The 17,744-nt window shown below is 61.9% G+C and carries 16 protein-coding genes and 2 tRNA genes; 17 read left to right on the top strand and 1 reads right to left on the bottom strand.

The features are described 5' to 3' along the window. Positions 1–7 precede the first annotated feature (7 nt). From carB to V0R62_RS16805, 3 genes are read left to right on the top strand one after another with little or no spacing between them, the layout of a single operon-like run. Entirely contained in the window at positions 8–3,229 is a 3,222-nt protein-coding gene (gene carB / locus V0R62_RS16815) for a carbamoyl-phosphate synthase large subunit (RefSeq protein WP_050706992.1), read from the top strand. After that, entirely contained in the window at positions 3,226–3,708 is a 483-nt protein-coding gene (gene greA, locus V0R62_RS16810; RefSeq protein ID WP_011532131.1) for a transcription elongation factor GreA, read from the top strand. The genes carB and greA overlap by 4 nt, the downstream gene beginning before the upstream one ends. Beyond that, complete coding sequence (locus V0R62_RS16805) at positions 3,686–4,126, top strand: hypothetical protein (protein WP_011532132.1); 441 nt, start codon at positions 3,686–3,688, stop codon at positions 4,124–4,126. Before greA ends, V0R62_RS16805 begins: the two co-directional genes overlap by 23 nt. Positions 4,127–4,258: 132 nt before the next feature. Here the strand turns inward: V0R62_RS16805 and yhbY are convergent, their stop codons facing one another. Next, positions 4,259–4,567: a ribosome assembly RNA-binding protein YhbY gene (gene yhbY / locus V0R62_RS16800; protein WP_050706991.1), complete on the bottom strand. Its 309-nt coding sequence runs from the start codon at positions 4,565–4,567 to the stop codon at positions 4,259–4,261. A 102-nt stretch (positions 4,568–4,669) separates the two neighbouring features. Between yhbY and rlmE the strand changes: the two genes are divergently transcribed. From rlmE to rpsO, 14 genes are all read left to right on the top strand, one after another. Continuing rightward, positions 4,670–5,296: a 23S rRNA (uridine(2552)-2'-O)-methyltransferase RlmE gene (rlmE, locus tag V0R62_RS16795; protein WP_011532133.1), complete on the top strand. Its 627-nt coding sequence runs from the start codon at positions 4,670–4,672 to the stop codon at positions 5,294–5,296. 203 nt (positions 5,297–5,499) lie between these two features. After that, the gene (gene ftsH / locus V0R62_RS16790; RefSeq protein WP_028691259.1) at positions 5,500–7,407 is read left to right on the top strand and encodes an ATP-dependent zinc metalloprotease FtsH; all 1,908 of its coding nucleotides are present in this window, start codon (positions 5,500–5,502) and stop codon (positions 7,405–7,407) included. Between the two features lie 8 nt (positions 7,408–7,415). Continuing rightward, positions 7,416–8,267 carry a dihydropteroate synthase gene (folP, locus tag V0R62_RS16785; protein ID WP_330104537.1) on the top strand — a complete coding sequence of 284 codons (852 nt, stop codon included), beginning with the start codon at positions 7,416–7,418 and terminating at the stop codon, positions 8,265–8,267. Between the two features lie 16 nt (positions 8,268–8,283). Further along, positions 8,284–9,624, top strand: a complete 1,341-nt coding sequence (glmM, locus tag V0R62_RS16780; protein WP_186732747.1) for a phosphoglucosamine mutase — start codon at positions 8,284–8,286, stop codon at positions 9,622–9,624. 66 nt (positions 9,625–9,690) lie between these two features. Next, on the top strand, positions 9,691–10,446 hold the full coding sequence (tpiA, locus tag V0R62_RS16775) for a triose-phosphate isomerase (protein ID WP_330104536.1): 756 nt from the start codon (positions 9,691–9,693) through the stop codon (positions 10,444–10,446). A gap of 4 nt (positions 10,447–10,450) precedes the next feature. Continuing rightward, complete coding sequence (gene secG, locus V0R62_RS16770; RefSeq protein ID WP_028691255.1) at positions 10,451–10,843, top strand: preprotein translocase subunit SecG; 393 nt, start codon at positions 10,451–10,453, stop codon at positions 10,841–10,843. A gap of 21 nt (positions 10,844–10,864) precedes the next feature. Beyond that, positions 10,865–10,950: transfer RNA gene (locus V0R62_RS16765), tRNA-Leu, on the top strand. A 98-nt stretch (positions 10,951–11,048) separates the two neighbouring features. Next, positions 11,049–11,125 (top strand) — tRNA-Met (locus V0R62_RS16760). 130 nt (positions 11,126–11,255) lie between these two features. Next, complete coding sequence (rimP, locus tag V0R62_RS16755) at positions 11,256–11,714, top strand: ribosome maturation factor RimP (RefSeq protein WP_036986186.1); 459 nt, start codon at positions 11,256–11,258, stop codon at positions 11,712–11,714. A 59-nt stretch (positions 11,715–11,773) separates the two neighbouring features. Beyond that, the gene (gene nusA / locus V0R62_RS16750; RefSeq protein ID WP_050706987.1) at positions 11,774–13,255 is read left to right on the top strand and encodes a transcription termination factor NusA; all 1,482 of its coding nucleotides are present in this window, start codon (positions 11,774–11,776) and stop codon (positions 13,253–13,255) included. A 27-nt stretch (positions 13,256–13,282) separates the two neighbouring features. Beyond that, a complete protein-coding gene (infB, locus tag V0R62_RS16745; protein ID WP_050706986.1) occupies positions 13,283–15,823 on the top strand; it encodes a translation initiation factor IF-2 in 2,541 nt (846 codons plus the stop codon). Between the two features lie 116 nt (positions 15,824–15,939). Continuing rightward, on the top strand, positions 15,940–16,338 hold the full coding sequence (gene rbfA, locus V0R62_RS16740; protein WP_050706985.1) for a 30S ribosome-binding factor RbfA: 399 nt from the start codon (positions 15,940–15,942) through the stop codon (positions 16,336–16,338). Between the two features lie 3 nt (positions 16,339–16,341). Continuing rightward, positions 16,342–17,259, top strand: a complete 918-nt coding sequence (gene truB, locus V0R62_RS16735; RefSeq protein ID WP_330104535.1) for a tRNA pseudouridine(55) synthase TruB — start codon at positions 16,342–16,344, stop codon at positions 17,257–17,259. Positions 17,260–17,408: 149 nt separating this feature from the next. After that, entirely contained in the window at positions 17,409–17,678 is a 270-nt protein-coding gene (gene rpsO / locus V0R62_RS16730) for a 30S ribosomal protein S15 (protein ID WP_029613930.1), read from the top strand. Positions 17,679–17,744: the final 66 nt, after the last annotated feature.

Raw genomic sequence — 17,744 nt, 5'->3', positions numbered from 1 at the left:
GACAACCATGCCAAAACGTACAGACATCAAAAGCATCCTGATTCTCGGCGCTGGCCCGATCGTGATCGGCCAGGCCTGCGAATTCGACTACTCCGGCGCCCAGGCCTGTAAAGCCCTGCGCGAGGAAGGTTTCCGCGTCATCCTGGTGAACTCCAACCCGGCCACCATCATGACCGACCCGGCCATGGCTGACGCCACCTACATCGAGCCGATCAAGTGGCAGTCGGTGGCCAAGATCATCGAAAAAGAGCGCCCGGACGCCGTCCTGCCGACCATGGGTGGCCAGACCGCGCTGAACTGCGCCCTGGACCTGGAGCGCCATGGCGTTCTGGAAAAGTTCGGCGTGGAGATGATCGGTGCCAACGCCGACACCATCGACAAGGCAGAAGACCGTTCGCGCTTCGACAAGGCCATGAAGGACATCGGCCTGGAGTGCCCGCGCTCCGGTATCGCCCACAGCATGGAAGAGGCCAACGCAGTCCTCGAGAAGCTCGGCTTCCCATGCATCATCCGCCCATCGTTCACCATGGGCGGCACTGGCGGTGGTATCGCCTACAACCGTGAAGAGTTCGAAGAAATCTGCACCCGTGGTCTGGACCTGTCGCCGACCAAGGAACTGCTGATCGACGAATCGCTGATCGGCTGGAAGGAATACGAGATGGAGGTGGTCCGCGACAAGAAGGACAACTGCATCATCGTCTGCTCGATCGAGAACTTCGACCCGATGGGCGTGCACACCGGTGACTCGATCACTGTTGCCCCGGCACAGACCCTGACCGATAAGGAATACCAGATCATGCGCAACGCCTCGCTGGCGGTGCTGCGTGAAATCGGTGTCGAGACCGGCGGTTCCAACGTGCAGTTCGGTATCTGCCCGAACACCGGCCGCATGGTCGTGATCGAGATGAACCCGCGGGTTTCCCGTTCCTCGGCCCTGGCTTCCAAGGCCACCGGCTTCCCGATCGCCAAGATCGCTGCCAAGCTGGCCATCGGCTACACCCTCGACGAACTGCAGAACGACATCACCGGCGGTCGCACCCCGGCGTCCTTCGAGCCGTCGATCGACTATGTCGTCACCAAGCTGCCACGCTTCGCCTTCGAGAAATTCCCGAAAGCCGACGCCCGCCTGACCACCCAGATGAAATCCGTGGGTGAAGTCATGGCCATCGGCCGTACCTTCCAGGAATCCCTGCAGAAAGCCCTGCGCGGCCTGGAGGTCGGTGCCTGCGGCCTCGACCCGAAAGTCGACCTGGCCAGCCCGGAAGCCGCCAGCATCCTCAAGCGCGAGCTGACCGTGCCGGGCGCCGAGCGCATCTGGTACGTCGCCGACGCCATGCGTTCGGGCATGACCATCGAGGAAATCTTTGCCCTGACCGGCATCGACCTGTGGTTCCTGGTGCAGATGGAAGACCTGATCAAGGAAGAAGAGAAGGTCAAGACCCTGGCCCTGTCGTCAATCGACAAGGACTACATGCTGCGCCTCAAGCGCAAGGGCTTCTCGGACCAGCGCCTGGCCAAGCTGCTCGGCATCACCGACAAGAACCTGCGCCGTCACCGCCACAAGCTGGAAGTGTTCCCGGTGTACAAGCGCGTCGACACCTGCGCCGCCGAGTTCGCCACCGATACCGCCTACCTGTACTCGACCTACGAGGAAGAGTGCGAGGCCAACCCGTCGACCCGCGACAAGATCATGATCCTGGGTGGCGGCCCGAACCGTATCGGCCAAGGCATCGAGTTCGACTACTGCTGCGTGCACGCCGCACTGGCGCTGCGTGAAGACGGTTACGAGACCATCATGGTCAACTGCAACCCGGAAACCGTCTCCACCGACTACGACACCTCCGACCGCCTGTACTTCGAGCCGCTGACCCTGGAAGACGTGCTGGAAGTCTGCCGCGTCGAGAAGCCGAAAGGCGTGATCGTCCACTACGGCGGCCAGACCCCGCTGAAACTGGCGCGTGCCCTGGAAGAAGCCGGCGTACCGATCATCGGTACCAGCCCGGACGCCATCGACCGCGCCGAAGACCGTGAGCGCTTCCAGCAGATGGTCCAGCGCCTGAACCTGCTGCAGCCGCCAAACGCCACCGTTCGCAGCGAAGACGAAGCCATCGCTGCCGCTGGCAAGATCGGCTACCCGCTGGTGGTTCGTCCGTCCTACGTGCTGGGCGGCCGCGCCATGGAGATCGTCTACGAGCTGGACGAGCTCAAGCGCTACCTGCGTGAAGCGGTACAGGTCTCCAACGACAGCCCGGTGCTGCTCGACCACTTCCTCAACTGCGCCATCGAGATGGACGTGGATGCGGTCTGCGACGGCACCGATGTGGTGATCGGCGCGATCATGCAGCACATCGAGCAGGCCGGTGTCCACTCCGGCGACTCGGCGTGCTCGCTGCCGCCTTACTCGCTGAGCCAGGAAGTGCAGGACGAAGTCCGCGTCCAGGTCAAGAAAATGGCCCTGGAGCTGGGCGTGGTCGGCCTGATGAACGTGCAGCTGGCCCTGCAGGGCGACAAGATCTACGTGATCGAGGTCAACCCACGCGCCTCGCGTACCGTACCGTTCGTCTCCAAGTGCATCGGTACTTCCCTGGCAATGATCGCGGCCCGTGTCATGGCCGGCAAGACCCTGAAAGAGCTGGGCTTCACCCAGGAAATCATCCCGAACTTCTACAGCGTCAAGGAAGCCGTCTTCCCGTTCGCCAAGTTCCCGGGGGTTGACCCGATCCTCGGCCCTGAGATGAAATCGACCGGTGAAGTCATGGGCGTCGGCGACAGCTTCGGCGAAGCCTTCGCCAAGGCCCAGATGGGCGCCAGCGAAGTGCTGCCGACCGGCGGTACCGCGTTCATCAGTGTGCGTGACGACGACAAGCCGCAGGTAGCTGGCGTTGCCCGCGACCTGATCGCCCTGGGCTTCGAAGTGGTCGCCACCGCAGGCACCGCCAAGGTGATCGAGGCGGCCGGCCTGAAAGTGCGTCGCGTGAACAAGGTGACCGAGGGTCGTCCGCACGTGGTCGACATGATCAAGAACGACGAAGTGTCGCTGATCATCAACACCACCGAAGGCCGCCAGTCGATCGCCGACTCCTACTCGATTCGTCGCAATGCGTTGCAGCACAAGATCTACTGCACCACGACCATTGCGGCAGGTGAAGCCATCTGTGAGGCGCTGAAATTCGGTCCGGAAAAGACCGTTCGTCGCCTGCAGGATCTGCATGCAGGACTCAAAGCATGAGCATTACCAAGTACCCGATGACCGTCCAGGGCGCTCGCGCCCTGGAGGAAGAGCATCTGTTCCTGAGCAAGACCGAGCGCCCGCGCCTGAGCCAGGCGATCGGCGAGGCTCGCGAGCTGGGCGATCTCAAGGAAAACGCCGAATACCACGCCGCCCGCGAGGAGCAGGGCATGGTCGAGGCGCGTATCCGCGATATCGAAGGCCGTCTGCAGAACTCGGTGGTGATCGACGTCACCACCATCGCCCACACCGGCAAGGTGATCTTCGGCACCACCGTGGTGCTGGCGAACACCGAGACCGATGAAGAGGTGACCTACCAGATCGTCGGCGAAGACGAAGCCGACGTGAAGCAGGGCAAGCTCTCCAGCGGTGCGCCGATCGCCCGTGCCATCATCGGCAAGGAAGAAGGTGATACTGTCGTCGTCAAGACGCCAAGTGGCACGGTCGAGTACGAGATTGTCGAAGTCAAGCACATCTGACCGGCGCCTGCGGGCGCCATCCCTCGAGGGGATCCTCTGGCAACTGGCCCAGGTGTTCTGGGTCGGTGGCCTGTGGGTGTTCCACGTGGGGCTGGTGCCGGCGCTCAAGGTCAGTGGCCTGGCGCCGTTGCTGGTGCACGACGTGGCTGCGCAGATCGACCGCTGGTTGATTGGCGTGGCCATGCTCGGGCTGTTGACCCAGCTGGCGGTGCTGGCGAGGGTGGACGGCCTGGCGGCCTGGTGGCGGCAGTTCCGCGGCCAGATGCTGCTGCTCGGCTTCGGCGCCTGCGTCAGCTACTACACGCTGCGCTACGGGATTTCCGTGGGCGAGCGTTGGCAGATGTTCTGCTTCCTGGTGCTGGGCTTCTCCGGCATCGTGCTGGTGGCCCAGCCGGTCCCGGTCAGGGCGCGGCGCTAGTCGGGTCGCAACGAGGCTTTGTGGGAGCGGGCTTGCCCCGCGAACACCGGCGAAGCCGGTGCCATGCACTGCGGTGCCTGTTTCGCGGGGCAAGCCCGCTCCCACAAGGCTGCTTTGGCAGCCCTGCTACCGTTACTTGTAACGGTGGATGTTGGACAGCTGCTTGTTCGGCTGCGGGTTCTTGCGGTAGATCAGCGCTTTCTTGCCGATGGTCTGCACCAGTTCGGCGCGGCCGGCCTTGCACAGCGCGGCGATGGTCTCGGCGCGCTCCTCGCGATCTTCCGAGCGAATCTCGACCTTGATCAGCTCATGGTCGACCAGGGCGCGCTCCAGTTCGGCGATCACGCCTTCATTCAAACCGTTGCCAGCAACGATCAGGACCGGCTTCAGGTCATGACCAATGGACTTGTATTGCTTCTTCTGCTCGTTATTGAGCGGCATAATCTGACCCTTTTCGTCTGATTCTGTAAAATTGACGGGCATTTTACCCGAGGGCCTGTGGCTCCGCCCAGTCAAACACGACGCATATCATCGAGGTGCCCCGTGGTACAACGTTCCAAAAGCAGCGCAAACTGGCTGCGCGAACATTTCAACGATCCTTTCGTCAAGCAGGCGCAGAAGGATGGCTACCGCTCGCGCGCGAGCTACAAGCTGCTGGAGATCCAGGAGAAAGACCGCCTGATCCGTCCCGGCATGAGCGTGATTGACCTCGGTGCGGCTCCTGGTGGCTGGTCGCAGGTGACCAGTCGTCTGATTGGCGGCCAGGGCCGGCTGATCGCCTCGGACATCCTGGAAATGGACTCGATCCCCGATGTCACCTTCATCCAGGGCGACTTCACCCAGGACGAAGTGCTGCAGCAGATCCTGCAGGCGGTCGGCGATTCGCACGTCGACCTTGTGATTTCCGATATGGCCCCCAATATGAGTGGTACGCCTGCGGTGGACATGCCGCGCGCCATGTTCCTCTGCGAACTGGCCCTGGATCTGGCGACCCGCGTGCTCAAGCCCGGCGGGGATTTCCTGATCAAGATTTTCCAGGGCGAGGGCTTCGACATGTACCTCAAGGACGTGCGCAGCAAGTTCGACAAGGTGCAGATGCGCAAGCCGTCGTCCTCGCGAGACCGTTCCCGTGAACAGTACCTGTTGGGCAAGGGTTTCAAGGGCGCATGAAAGGCGTATTGCGGGGTTGCCGATAGTTATTTCCAATCGGCCGCCCCGTCTGGATCGTCCGAACTTCGTGTAGTCTAACTTTCACAAAGGGTTACAGACGGTGCCTGCGGATGCGTGGGTAATGTAGTAAGTTAGGGCGATGAATATCATGCGAGGCACGGCTGCGTCGTGCGCCGGCCTCAGAGGGTAGCGAATTGAACGACATGGCAAAGAATCTGATCCTGTGGTTGATCATCGCCGCCGTCCTGGTGACGGTGATGAACAACTTCTCCAGCCCTAACGAGCCGCAGACCCTCAACTATTCCGACTTCATCCAGCAGGTCAAGGATGGCAAGGTCGAGCGCGTGACCGTCGACGGCTACATCATTACCGGCAAGCGCACCGATGGCGACAACTTCAAGACCGTGCGCCCGGCCATTACCGACAACGGCCTGATCGGCGACCTGGTGGACAACCACGTCACCGTCGAAGGCAAGCAGCCGGAACAGCAGAGCATCTGGACCCAGTTGCTGGTCGCCAGTTTCCCGATCCTGGTGATCATCGCCGTGTTCATGTTCTTCATGCGCCAGATGCAGGGTGGTGCCGGTGGCAAGGGCGGGCCGATGAGCTTCGGCAAGAGCAAGGCGCGCCTGCTGTCCGAAGACCAGGTGAAAACCACCCTGGCTGACGTTGCAGGCTGCGACGAGGCCAAGGAAGAGGTTGGCGAGCTGGTCGAGTTCCTGCGCGATCCGGGCAAGTTCCAGCGCCTGGGCGGCCGTATCCCTCGCGGCGTGCTGATGGTCGGCCCGCCGGGTACCGGTAAGACCCTGCTGGCCAAGGCCATTGCCGGTGAAGCCAAGGTGCCGTTCTTCACCATTTCCGGTTCCGACTTCGTCGAGATGTTCGTCGGCGTGGGTGCCAGCCGTGTTCGCGACATGTTCGAACAGGCCAAGAAGCACGCACCGTGCATCATCTTCATCGACGAGATCGACGCCGTCGGTCGCCACCGTGGCGCCGGCATGGGTGGCGGTCACGACGAGCGTGAGCAGACCCTGAACCAATTGCTGGTCGAGATGGACGGCTTCGAGATGAACGATGGCATCATCGTCATCGCCGCCACCAACCGTCCCGACGTGCTCGACCCGGCGCTGCTGCGTCCCGGCCGTTTCGACCGCCAGGTGGTGGTCGGCCTGCCGGACATCCGCGGTCGTGAACAGATCCTCAAGGTGCACATGCGCAAGGTGCCGGTCGGCGAGAACGTCAATGCGGCGGTCATCGCCCGTGGCACGCCGGGCTTCTCCGGTGCCGACCTGGCCAACCTGGTCAACGAGGCGTCGCTTTTCGCCGCCCGTGCCAGCAAGCGCCTGGTCGAGATGAAGGAATTCGAACTGGCCAAAGACAAGATCATGATGGGCGCCGAGCGCAAGACCATGGTCATGTCCGAGAAAGAGAAGCAGAACACCGCGTACCACGAGGCGGGTCACGCCATCGTCGGTCGCGTTGTTCCCGAGCACGACCCGGTCTACAAGGTCTCGATCATTCCCCGTGGCCGTGCCCTGGGCGTGACCATGTTCCTGCCGGAAGAGGACCGCTACAGCCTGTCCAAGCGCGCGCTGATCAGCCAGATCTGCTCGCTGTACGGTGGCCGTATCGCCGAAGAGATGACCCTGGGCTTCGACGGTGTCACCACCGGCGCCTCCAACGACATCATGCGCGCCAGCCAGATTGCCCGGAACATGGTCACCAAGTGGGGCCTGTCCGAGAAACTCGGCCCGCTGATGTACGCCGAAGAGGAGGGCGAGGTGTTCCTCGGTCGCAGCGCGGCGAGCCAGCATGCCAGCGTCTCGGGCGAGACTGCCAAGATGATCGACTCCGAGGTGCGCAGCATCATCGATCAGTGCTACGCCACGGCCAAGCAGATCCTTACCGACAACCGCGACAAGCTCGACGCCATGGCCGAAGCCCTGATGAAGTACGAAACCATCGATGCCGACCAGATCGACGACATCATGGCTGGCCGTACCCCGCGCGAGCCGCGTGACTGGGACAATGATTCCGGTACCTCCGGCAACCAGGCTTCCCAGGATGATCGTCCGGAGTCGCCGATCGGCGGTCCAGCGGCTCAACACTAAGGGTATCTATGAGCTTGACGCAGTACCCGACCCGGTTGCCTTGCGGCAACCGGGTTCTTGATTTGTCCCGTACCCATGTCATGGGTATCCTCAATGTCACCCCAGACTCGTTCTCCGATGGTGGGCGCTTCAGCCAGCGCGATGCGGCCTTGCGCCATGCCGAGGAGATGGTGGCGGCCGGTGCGACCCTGATCGACGTAGGTGGCGAGTCCACCCGTCCGGGGGCGCGTGCGGTATCGCCCATCGAGGAGCTGGAGCGTGTTGCGCCGATCGTCGAGGCGATCAGCACTCGGCTCGATGTGATCATCTCGGTCGACACCTCGACGCCTTCGGTCATGCGCGAGACGGCCCGCCTTGGCGCAGGGTTGATCAACGATGTGCGCGCCCTGGAGCGCGATGGTGCACTCGATGCGGCGGCCGATACCGGTCTGCCGGTGTGCCTGATGCACATGCGTGGTGAGCCGGGCAACATGCAGGACAATCCGCAGTACGAGGATGTGACAGCCGATGTAACGCGCTATCTTGAACAGCGCATGGCCGCCTGCGCGGCGGCCGGCATCGGGGCTGAACGCATCATCCTCGACCCTGGGTTCGGCTTTGCCAAGACCCTTGAGCATAACCTCAGCCTTTTCAAACACATGGAAGCGCTCTATCGCCTGGGGCGGCCACTCTTGGTGGGTGTCTCGCGCAAGAGCATGATCGGCCTCGCGCTGGGCCGTCCGGTCGGCGAGCGGCTCTACGGCAGCCTGGCCCTGGCCGCCCTGGCCATGACCAAGGGCGCGAGCATCCTGCGGGTACACGATGTCGCCGAAACCGTCGATGTCGTGCGCATGATCGCCGCGGTCCAGAACGCCGAATAAGAACATTGGAGTCACTATGAGCAGAAAATACTTTGGTACCGATGGTATCCGTGGTCGCGTAGGCCAATTCCCCATCACTCCTGACTTCATGCTGAAACTCGGCTGGGCCGCCGGCATGGCTTTCCGCAAGCAGGGCAATTGCCGCGTGCTGGTGGGCAAGGACACGCGGATCTCCGGCTACATGTTCGAATCCGCGCTCGAGGCAGGGCTGTCCGCCGCCGGTGCCGACGTGATGCTGCTCGGCCCGATGCCGACGCCGGCCATCGCCTACCTGACCCGCACCTTCCATGCTGAGGCCGGTATCGTCATCAGCGCCTCGCACAACCCCCATGACGACAATGGCATCAAGTTCTTCTCCGGTGCTGGCACCAAGCTGCCGGACGAAGTCGAGCTGATGATCGAGGAGCTGCTCGACCAGCCGATGAATGTCGTCGAGTCCGGCAAGCTGGGCAAGGTCTCGCGCATCAATGACGCGGCGGGACGCTACATCGAGTTCTGCAAGAGCAGCGTGCCCAGCAGCACCAGCTTCGAAGGCCTGAAGGTCGTCGTGGACTGCGCCCATGGAGCCACCTACAAGGTCGCGCCGAGCGTGTTCCGTGAACTGGGTGCCGATGTCACCGTGCTGCACGCCGCCCCGGATGGTCTGAACATCAACGAGGGCTGCGGTTCGACCCATATCGAGTCGCTGCAGGCGGCGGTCCTGGTCGGGCATGCGGATCTCGGTATCGCCTTCGACGGCGACGGTGACCGCGTACTGATGGTCGATCACACCGGCGCCATCGTCGACGGTGACGAACTGCTGTTCATCATCGGTCGCGACATGCAGGAGCGTGGCAAGCTGCAGGGCGGCGTGGTCGGTACCCTGATGAGCAACCTGGGCCTGGAGCTGGCGTTCAAGGAACTGGATATCCCGTTCGTGCGGGCCAAGGTGGGCGACCGCTATGTCATGGCCGAACTGCTCGAGCGCGAGTGGCTGCTGGGTGGCGAAAACTCCGGTCATGTCGTCTGCGGCAGTCACACCACCACCGGTGATGCGATCATCGCCGCGCTGCAGGTGCTGATGGCGCTCAAGCGCCGTGGCGAAAACCTCGCCCAGGCCCGCCAGGCCGTGCGCAAATGCCCGCAGGTGCTGATCAACGTGCGCTTCGCGGCCGGCAAGAGCGACCCGCTGGAGAACCCCCTGGTCAAGGAAGCCAGCGCCAAGGCCACCGAGGCCATGGCTGGTCGTGGGCGGGTGCTGCTGCGCAAGTCCGGTACCGAGCCGCTGGTGCGGGTGATGGTCGAGGGCGACGACGAAAACCAGGTACGTGGCCATGCCGAGGCCCTGGCCAAGCTGGTCGAAGAAGTTTGTGCCTGAAAGAGGCTTGCCAGCGCAGATCGGGTTGGGTAAGATCTGCGCCCACTTTGACCGACGAGGTAAAGCATGCGTCGCCCCATGGTAGCTGGTAACTGGAAGATGCACGGTACCCGCGCCAGCGTCGCTGAGCTGACTCAGGGCTTGGGCGAAATGCTCATTCCCGACGGTATCGAAGTCGCGGTGTTCCCGCCCGCCCTGTTCATCAACGAAGTCGTTGATGGGCTAAAAGGCAAGGGGATCATCGTTGGAGCACAGAATTCTGCGGTACAGCCTGAACAAGGCGCACTGACCGGCGAAGTTGCACCGAGTCAGTTGGCTGAAGTCGGTTGCAAGTATGTATTGATTGGGCATTCCGAGCGTCGCCAGATTATTGGTGAAAGCGACGAAGTGCTGAATCAGAAGTTTGCAGCTGCTCAGAAAAGTGGTTTGACGCCAGTGCTGTGTATAGGGGAAACTCTTGCAGAGCGCGAGGCAGGTGAGACGCTCGAAGTTGTAGGGCGTCAACTAAGCAGTGTTATCGACGTGTTCGGTATCAAGGCTTTCGCCAATGCGGTTATTGCCTATGAGCCTGTTTGGGCCATTGGTACTGGTTTGACGGCCTCGCCACAGCAAGCCCAGGATGTGCATGCAGCCATCCGCAAGCAGTTGGCGGCGAAGGACGCCGAAGTTGCAGGAAATGTGCAACTTCTCTACGGCGGCAGCGTGAAGGCGGCCAATGCGGCTGAACTGTTCGGCATGCCGGATATCGATGGGGGGCTCATTGGTGGAGCTTCCCTGAACGCAGACGAATTCGGTGCAATTTGTCGCGCCGCAGGAAACTGAACAAATGCTGGAAACAGTCGTAGTTGTTTTTCATCTGTTGGCAGCGTTGGCACTGGTTGTAATGGTGCTGCTGCAACAGGGTAAAGGTGCGGAAGCCGGTGCATCTTTCGGCGCAGGTGCTTCAAATACTGTGTTCGGAAGCCAAGGTTCCGCTACCTTTTTGAGTAAAGTTACTGCTATACTTGCTGCCACTTTCTTTTTGACTGCACTTGGGTTAGGATACTTCGCCAAGCAGCAGGCTCACCAGCTGACTCAGGCTGGTCTGCCAGATCCAGCAGTGCTGGAAGTCAAAGAGCCAAAGCCGGCAGTCAATGATGATGTACCGGTGCTCCAGCAGCAGAAGAGCGAAACCACCAACTCTGGTGACGTACCTCCTCCAGCCAAAGAGCAGCAGTAACGGGTTTCAAGAAGTAGTATTGCCGAGGTGGTGGAATTGGTAGACACGCAACCTTGAGGTGGTTGTGCCCATAGGGTGTAGGGGTTCGAGTCCCCTTCTCGGTACCAATTGAAGCATGAGAGCCCGCTTTAGCGGGCTTTCTTGCAGGTGGAGGTCGGATTGACCCAGCAAAGGGTTCAGTCTTATACTTTCGCCCCAGCTTTGTCGCGGGGTGGAGCAGCTTGGTAGCTCGTCGGGCTCATAACCCGAAGGTCGTTGGTTCAAATCCAGCCCCCGCAACCAGCTTCAGCAGAGCCCCTTTTCAGGGGCTTTTTGCTAGCCGAACAGTTTTCGGCGCCGTTGTCCAACGGCGCTTTCAGGGATGGGCGCTTCGCCCATTTTTTATTTGCACAGCATGCACGAGGGGGTTCAGGTGTCGAGCAAGCTAGAACAGTTGCAGGCCTTGTTGGCCCCGGTGGTCGAGGGCCTGGGCTACCAATGCTGGGGGATCGAATACGTCTCCCAAGGCAAGCATTCGGTACTGCGTATCTACATCGACAAGGAAGACGGGATCCTGGTGGACGACTGCGAAGCCGTCAGCCGTCAGGCAAGCGCCATTCTCGATGTGGAAGATCCGATCAGCTCTGAATATACCCTCGAGGTGTCCTCTCCAGGCATGGACCGCCCGCTGTTCACCTTAGAACAGTTTGCTGCGCATGCCGGCGAGCAGGTGAAGATCAAGCTGCGTACGCCCTTCGAGGGCCGTCGTAACTTCCAGGGCCTTCTCCGCGGTGTGGAGGAGCAGGATGTGGTGGTGCAGGTAGACCAGCACGAGTTCCTGTTGCCGATCGACTCGATCGACAAGGCCAATATTATTCCCAGTTTTGACTGAGACGTGCCGGGCCCGGTGAAAGATCCGGGGCCAATGGCTTGCGCAAGGCGAGGCGTACGATGAGCAAAGAAGTACTGCTGGTTGTTGAATCGGTATCCAACGAAAAGGGTGTACCGCCCGGCGTCATTTTCGAAGCGCTGGAAGTGGCCCTGGCTACTGCAACCAAAAAGCGTTTTGAAGACGAAGTCGACCTGCGTGTGGAAATCAACCGCCACACCGGTAGCTACGAGACCTTCCGTCGCTGGACGGTCGTCGAAGAAGCGGATCTGGATGATCCGGCAATCGAGGTCTGGCCAGCAAAGATTCAGGAAAGTCATCCTGAAGCCAAAGTTGGCGACGTGATCGAAGAGAAGATCGAGTCGATCGAATTCGGTCGCATTGCTGCGCAAACCGCCAAGCAAGTCATCGTGCAGAAGGTTCGCGAAGCTGAGCGCGCCCAGGTGGTCGATGCTTACCGCGAGCGCGTGGGCGAGATCATCTCCGGTACCGTCAAAAAAGTTACCCGCGACAACGTCATCGTCGACCTGGGCAACAACGCCGAAGCGCTGCTGGCCCGCGAAGACATCATTCCCCGTGAGACCTTCCGTGTCGGCGTGCGCCTGCGTGCGCTGCTCAAGGAAATCCGCACCGAGAACCGCGGCCCTCAGCTGATCCTGTCGCGCACCGCGCCGCAGATGCTGATCGAGCTGTTCCGCATCGAAGTGCCGGAAATCGCCGAAGGCCTCATCGAAGTCATGGCCGCCTCCCGTGATCCGGGGTCGCGCGCCAAGATCGCCGTCCGCTCCAAGGACAAGCGCATCGACCCGCAAGGCGCCTGTATCGGCATGCGTGGTTCGCGCGTCCAGGCCGTATCCGGCGAGCTGGGTGGCGAGCGTGTGGATATCGTCCTGTGGGACGAGAACCCGGCGCAGTTCGTCATCAACGCCATGTCGCCGGCAGAAGTTGCCGCGATCATCGTTGATGAAGATGCCCATGCAATGGACATCGCCGTGGCCGAGGACAACCTGGCACAGGCCATCGGACGTGGCGGCCAGAACGTCCGCCTGGCCAGCCAGCTGACTGCCTGGACCCTGAACGTGATGACCGAGAAGGACATCCAGGCCAAGCAACAGGCTGAGACCGGCGACATCCTGCGCAACTTCATCGAGGAACTGGAAGTCGACGAGGAGCTGGCACAAGTGCTGGTCGACGAAGGCTTCACCAGCCTCGAAGAGATTGCCTACGTACCGTTGGAAGAAATGCTCAACATCGATGGCTTTGACGAGGATATCGTCAATGAGCTCCGCGCTCGAGCCAAGGACCGTTTGTTGACCAAGGCCATCGCTACCGAAGAAAAACTGGCAGACGCCCATCCGGCTGAAGACCTGCTCTCCCTCGAGGGCATGGACAAGGACCTGGCGGCGGAACTGGCGGTGCGCGGCGTGGTTAACCGCGAAGACCTGGCCGAGCAGTCGATTGACGACCTGCTCGACATCGACGGCATCGACGAAGAGCGTGCCGGCAAGTTGATCATGGCCGCCCGAGCCCACTGGTTCGAGTAATTAGGCGCGGCCTGAGGAGAGAAGTGCATGACGCAAGTCACGGTGAAAGAACTGGCCCAAGAGGTCGAGGCACCGGTAGAGCGCCTGCTGCAGCAGATGCGTGAGGCAGGTCTGCCGCACACCGACGCCGGTCAGGTAGTGACCGACAATGAGAAGCAGACCCTGCTGACTCATTTGAAGAGCAGCCACAAGAGCAAGGCGGAAGAGCCGCGCAAGATCACCTTGCAGCGCAAGACCACCAGCACTCTGCGTGTCGCCGGTAGCAAGAGCATCAGCGTAGAAGTACGCAAGAAGAAAGTATTCGTGCAGCGCAGCCCGGAAGAGATCCAGGCTGAGCAGAAGCGTGAGCAGGAAGAACGCCGCGCCGCTGAAAATGCCGCCCGCGAAAAGGTTGAAGCCGAAGTTCGCCAACGCAACGAGGAGCAGGCACGCCGTCAGGCTGCCGAGGCCCCGGCCGCCGCGCCAGCGCCGAAGGCCGAGCCTGCCCCGGTTGCTGCCCCGGTAGTGGCCAACGCGCCGGTGTCCGAAGACGCCGCCGCCCGTGCCGCCGAGCGCAAGAAAGACGAGACCCGTCGCAACGAAAGCCGTACCCGTGATGACGATCGTCGCGGTGGTGGCCAGGCTGCGGCCGGTCGTGGCGAAGCGCCGCGCATGTCGGTCAAGGTCAAGGTCAAGGAGAAGGAAAAGGCTCCGACTCCGCGCGCTGCACCTCGCACCACCGACGAAGAAAGCGATGGCTTCCGTCGTGGCCGCGGTGGCAAGGGCAAGGGCAAGAAGCGCAATGCGCACGGCTTCCAGAGCCCGACCGGTCCGGTCATTCGTGACGTGACCATCGGCGAGACCATTACCGTCTCGGAACTGGCGCAACAGATGTCGGTCAAGGCCGCTGAAGTCGTCAAGTTCATGTTCAAGCTGGGCACCCCGGTCACCATCAACCAGGTGCTTGACCAGGAAACCGCTCAGCTGGTTGCCGAAGAGCTGGGCCACAAGGTCACCCTGGTCAGCGACACTGCCCTGGAAGACTCCCTGGCCGAATCGCTGAAGTTCGAAGGTGAGACCACCTCGCGTGCTCCGGTCGTGACCGTCATGGGCCACGTCGACCACGGCAAGACCTCGCTGCTCGACTACATCCGTCGTGCCAAGGTGGCCGCTGGCGAAGCCGGTGGTATTACCCAGCACATCGGTGCCTACCACGTCGAAACCGACCGTGGCATGGTCACCTTCCTCGACACCCCGGGCCACGCTGCGTTTACCCAGATGCGTGCCCGTGGTGCCAAGGCGACCGACATCGTCATCCTGGTGGTGGCGGCGGACGACGGCGTGATGCCGCAGACCCGCGAAGCCGTTCAGCACGCGAAAGCGGCTGGCGTTCCGCTGGTTGTCGCCGTGAACAAGATCGACAAGCCGGGTGCCGACCTCGATCGCATCCGTAACGAGCTGTCGGTCGAAGGCGTGACCTCCGAGGACTGGGGTGGTGACACGCCGTTCGTCAAGGTTTCGGCGAAGATGGGTACCGGCGTCGACGAACTGCTCGAAGCTGTCCTGCTGCAGGCCGAGATCCTCGAACTCAAGGCCACTCCGACCGCTCCTGGTCGTGGTGTCGTGGTCGAGTCGCGCCTGGACAAGGGCCGTGGCCCGGTGGCCACCATCCTGGTTCAGGACGGTACCCTGCGTCAGGGCGACATGGTCCTGGTCGGCTCCAACTATGGCCGCGTGCGCGCCATGCTCGACGAGAACGGCAAGCCTGTGAAGGAAGCCGGCCCGTCGATCCCGGTCGAGATCCTTGGCCTGGACGGTACGCCGGACGCTGGCGAAGAGATGTCGGTGGTTGCTGACGAGAAGAAAGCGCGTGAAGTTGCGCTGTTCCGTCAAGGCAAGTTCCGCGAGGTCAAGCTGGCCCGTGCTCACGCCGGCAAGCTGGAAAACATCTTCGAGACCATGGGTCAGGAAGAGAAGAAGACCCTCAACATCGTCCTCAAGACCGATGTGCGTGGTTCCCTCGAAGCGCTGCAGGGTTCGCTCGGCAGCCTGGGCAACGACGAAGTTCAGGTACGCGTCATTGGTGGCGGCGTCGGTGGTATCACCGAGAGCGACGCCAACCTGGCACTGGCCTCGAACGCGGTGCTGTTCGGCTTCAACGTGCGTGCCGATGCCGGTGCGCGCAAGATCGTCGAGCAGGAAGGTCTGGATATGCGTTACTACAACGTGATCTACGACATCATCGAAGACGTCAAGAAGGCCCTGACCGGCATGCTCGGCAGCGATGTTCGCGAGAACATCCTGGGTGTCGCCGAAGTCCGCGATGTGTTCCGCTCGCCGAAGTTCGGCGCCATCGCTGGCTGTATGGTCATCGAAGGTACCGTGTACCGCAACCGTCCGATCCGCGTACTGCGCGATGACGTGGTGATCTTCGAAGGCGAACTGGAATCGCTGCGTCGCTTCAAGGACGATGCCTCCGAAGTGCGTAACGGCATGGAGTGTGGTATTGGCGTCAAGAGCTACAACGACGTCAAGGTCGGCGACAAGATCGAAGTCTTCGAGAAAGTCCAGGTGGCTCGTACCCTGTAAGGGGCGAGCATGGCGCAGGCCCCGTCGCAAGGCGGCTGGCGGCGCCTCACAAGGTAGCGCCCGGTCAGGCTTCAGCCTGACCGGGCGTTTGCCGCTTTACGTTACAGGTAGCAAGAATGGCAAAAGAATACAGCCGTACCCAACGTATCGGTGATCAGATGCAGCGTGAGCTGGCAGAGCTGATCCGCCGTGAAGTCAAAGACCCGCGTGTCGGTCTGGTGACCATCACCGCCGTCGACGTCAGCCGTGACCTGGGCCATGCCAAGGTGTTCATCACCGTGATGGGCCAGGACGGCACCGACGCCGTGCCGCAGACCCTCAAGGCTCTGACCAGTGCCGCGAGCTTCCTGCGCCTGCATCTGGGCCGCGTCATGCAGCTGCGCAGCGTGCCGCAGTTGCACTTCCACTTCGATGAGAGCGTCAGCCGTGGTGTCCACCTGTCGGCACTGATCGAACGTGCGGTGGCCGAAGACCGCCTGCACAAGGATGCCGACGAGCTGGACGCCAAGGAGTAAGCGGTGGCCCAGGTCAAACGTATCCGCCGCAACGTCAGCGGCATCATCCTGCTCGACAAGCCGCTGGGATTCACCTCCAACGCGGCGCTGCAGAAGGTTCGCTGGTTGCTCAACGCGGAAAAGGCCGGCCACACCGGCAGCCTCGACCCGCTGGCCACCGGCGTGCTGCCGCTGTGCTTCGGCGAGGCGACCAAGTTCTCGCAGTACCTGCTCGATTCCGACAAGGGCTACGAGACGGTCATGCAGATGGGGCAGACCACCACCACCGCGGACGCCGAAGGCGAAGTCCTGCAGACCCGCGAAGTGACCGTTGGTCGCGCCGACATCGAGGCCGTGATCCCGCGTTTCAAGGGTGAAATCCTCCAGGTGCCGCCGATGTACTCGGCCCTCAAGCGCGACGGCCAGCCACTGTACAAGCTGGCACGTGCAGGAGAGGTAGTGGAGCGCGAGGCGCGTTCTGTTACTATTGGCCGCTTGGAGTTGCTCGAGTGTGAAGGCACCCGTGCGCGCCTGTCGGTTGGATGCAGCAAAGGCACCTATATCCGTACCCTGGTGGAGGATATCGGTGAGGCGCTGGGCTGCGGAGCCTACGTCGCCGAGCTGCGCCGCACCCAGGCGGGCCCCTTCGAGCTGGCACAGACCGTGACGCTCGAGGAACTCGAACAGGCTCACGCCGAAGGCGGCAACGAAGCGCTCGATCGCTTCCTCATGCCTTCGGACAGCGGGTTGCAGGACTGGCCTCTGGTGCAGTTGTCCGAGCACAGTGCGTTCTACTGGCTGCATGGCCAGGCGGTACGCGCGCCGGACGCGCCGCAGTTCGGCATGGTCCGGGTACAGGATCACAATGGTCGCTTCATCGGTATCGGTGAAGTGAGCGAAGACGGGCGCATCGCGCCGCGTCGACTGATTCGGTCGGAATGACCGGAACCACCGGCAGGGGCTTCGGCTGAAACCGGTGGATACGAGGGTGGCTGTTATTAGGCACGGTCACACCTCTTCTTATTAATACGGGGACTTGTCCCTGGCCTATTGGAGACCGTTCGCGGGATCCGTTTATCAGGAGAAGCCAAATGGCCCTCAGCGTCGAAGAAAAAGCTCAGATCGTTGCCGATTACCAGCAAGCCGCCGGCGATACCGGTAGCCCGGAAGTGCAGGTTGCTCTGCTGACCGCCAACATCAACAAGCTGCAAGGCCACTTCAAGGCCAACGAAAAAGACCACCACTCCCGTCGTGGTCTGATCCGTATGGTCAACCAGCGTCGTAAGCTGCTGGACTACCTGAAGGGCAAAGACACCACCCGTTACAGCGCCCTGATCGGTCGCCTGGGTCTGCGTCGCTAATAGCGGCCTGGCCAGTGGTGTTGCATGGCGTGTCGCATGCATCGGCAGGGTTGCCCGGCAACCCTG

Source organism: Pseudomonas carassii, from assembly GCF_036324045.1.
Lineage (GTDB): Bacteria > Pseudomonadota > Gammaproteobacteria > Pseudomonadales > Pseudomonadaceae > Aquipseudomonas > Aquipseudomonas peradeniyensis.
Note: the sequence above shows the minus strand (reverse complement) of the source record. Positions and strands in the feature narration are given on the sequence as shown.

Excerpts from the sequence above, each read along its gene's own strand:
- folP (WP_330104537.1), top strand. The coding sequence starts at position 7,416 with ATGAGCTTGACGCAGTACCCGACCCGGTTGCCTTGCGGCAACCGGGTT.
- yhbY (WP_050706991.1), bottom strand. The coding sequence starts at position 4,567 with ATGCCGCTCAATAACGAGCAGAAGAAGCAATACAAGTCCATTGGTCAT.
- rbfA (WP_050706985.1), top strand. The coding sequence starts at position 15,940 with ATGGCAAAAGAATACAGCCGTACCCAACGTATCGGTGATCAGATGCAG.
- ftsH (WP_028691259.1), top strand. The coding sequence starts at position 5,500 with ATGGCAAAGAATCTGATCCTGTGGTTGATCATCGCCGCCGTCCTGGTG.
- rpsO (WP_029613930.1), top strand. The coding sequence starts at position 17,409 with ATGGCCCTCAGCGTCGAAGAAAAAGCTCAGATCGTTGCCGATTACCAG.
- glmM (WP_186732747.1), top strand. The coding sequence starts at position 8,284 with ATGAGCAGAAAATACTTTGGTACCGATGGTATCCGTGGTCGCGTAGGC.
- secG (WP_028691255.1), top strand. The coding sequence starts at position 10,451 with ATGCTGGAAACAGTCGTAGTTGTTTTTCATCTGTTGGCAGCGTTGGCA.
- infB (WP_050706986.1), top strand. The coding sequence starts at position 13,283 with ATGACGCAAGTCACGGTGAAAGAACTGGCCCAAGAGGTCGAGGCACCG.
- carB (WP_050706992.1), top strand. The coding sequence starts at position 8 with ATGCCAAAACGTACAGACATCAAAAGCATCCTGATTCTCGGCGCTGGC.
- tpiA (WP_330104536.1), top strand. The coding sequence starts at position 9,691 with ATGCGTCGCCCCATGGTAGCTGGTAACTGGAAGATGCACGGTACCCGC.
- greA (WP_011532131.1), top strand. The coding sequence starts at position 3,226 with ATGAGCATTACCAAGTACCCGATGACCGTCCAGGGCGCTCGCGCCCTG.
- nusA (WP_050706987.1), top strand. The coding sequence starts at position 11,774 with ATGAGCAAAGAAGTACTGCTGGTTGTTGAATCGGTATCCAACGAAAAG.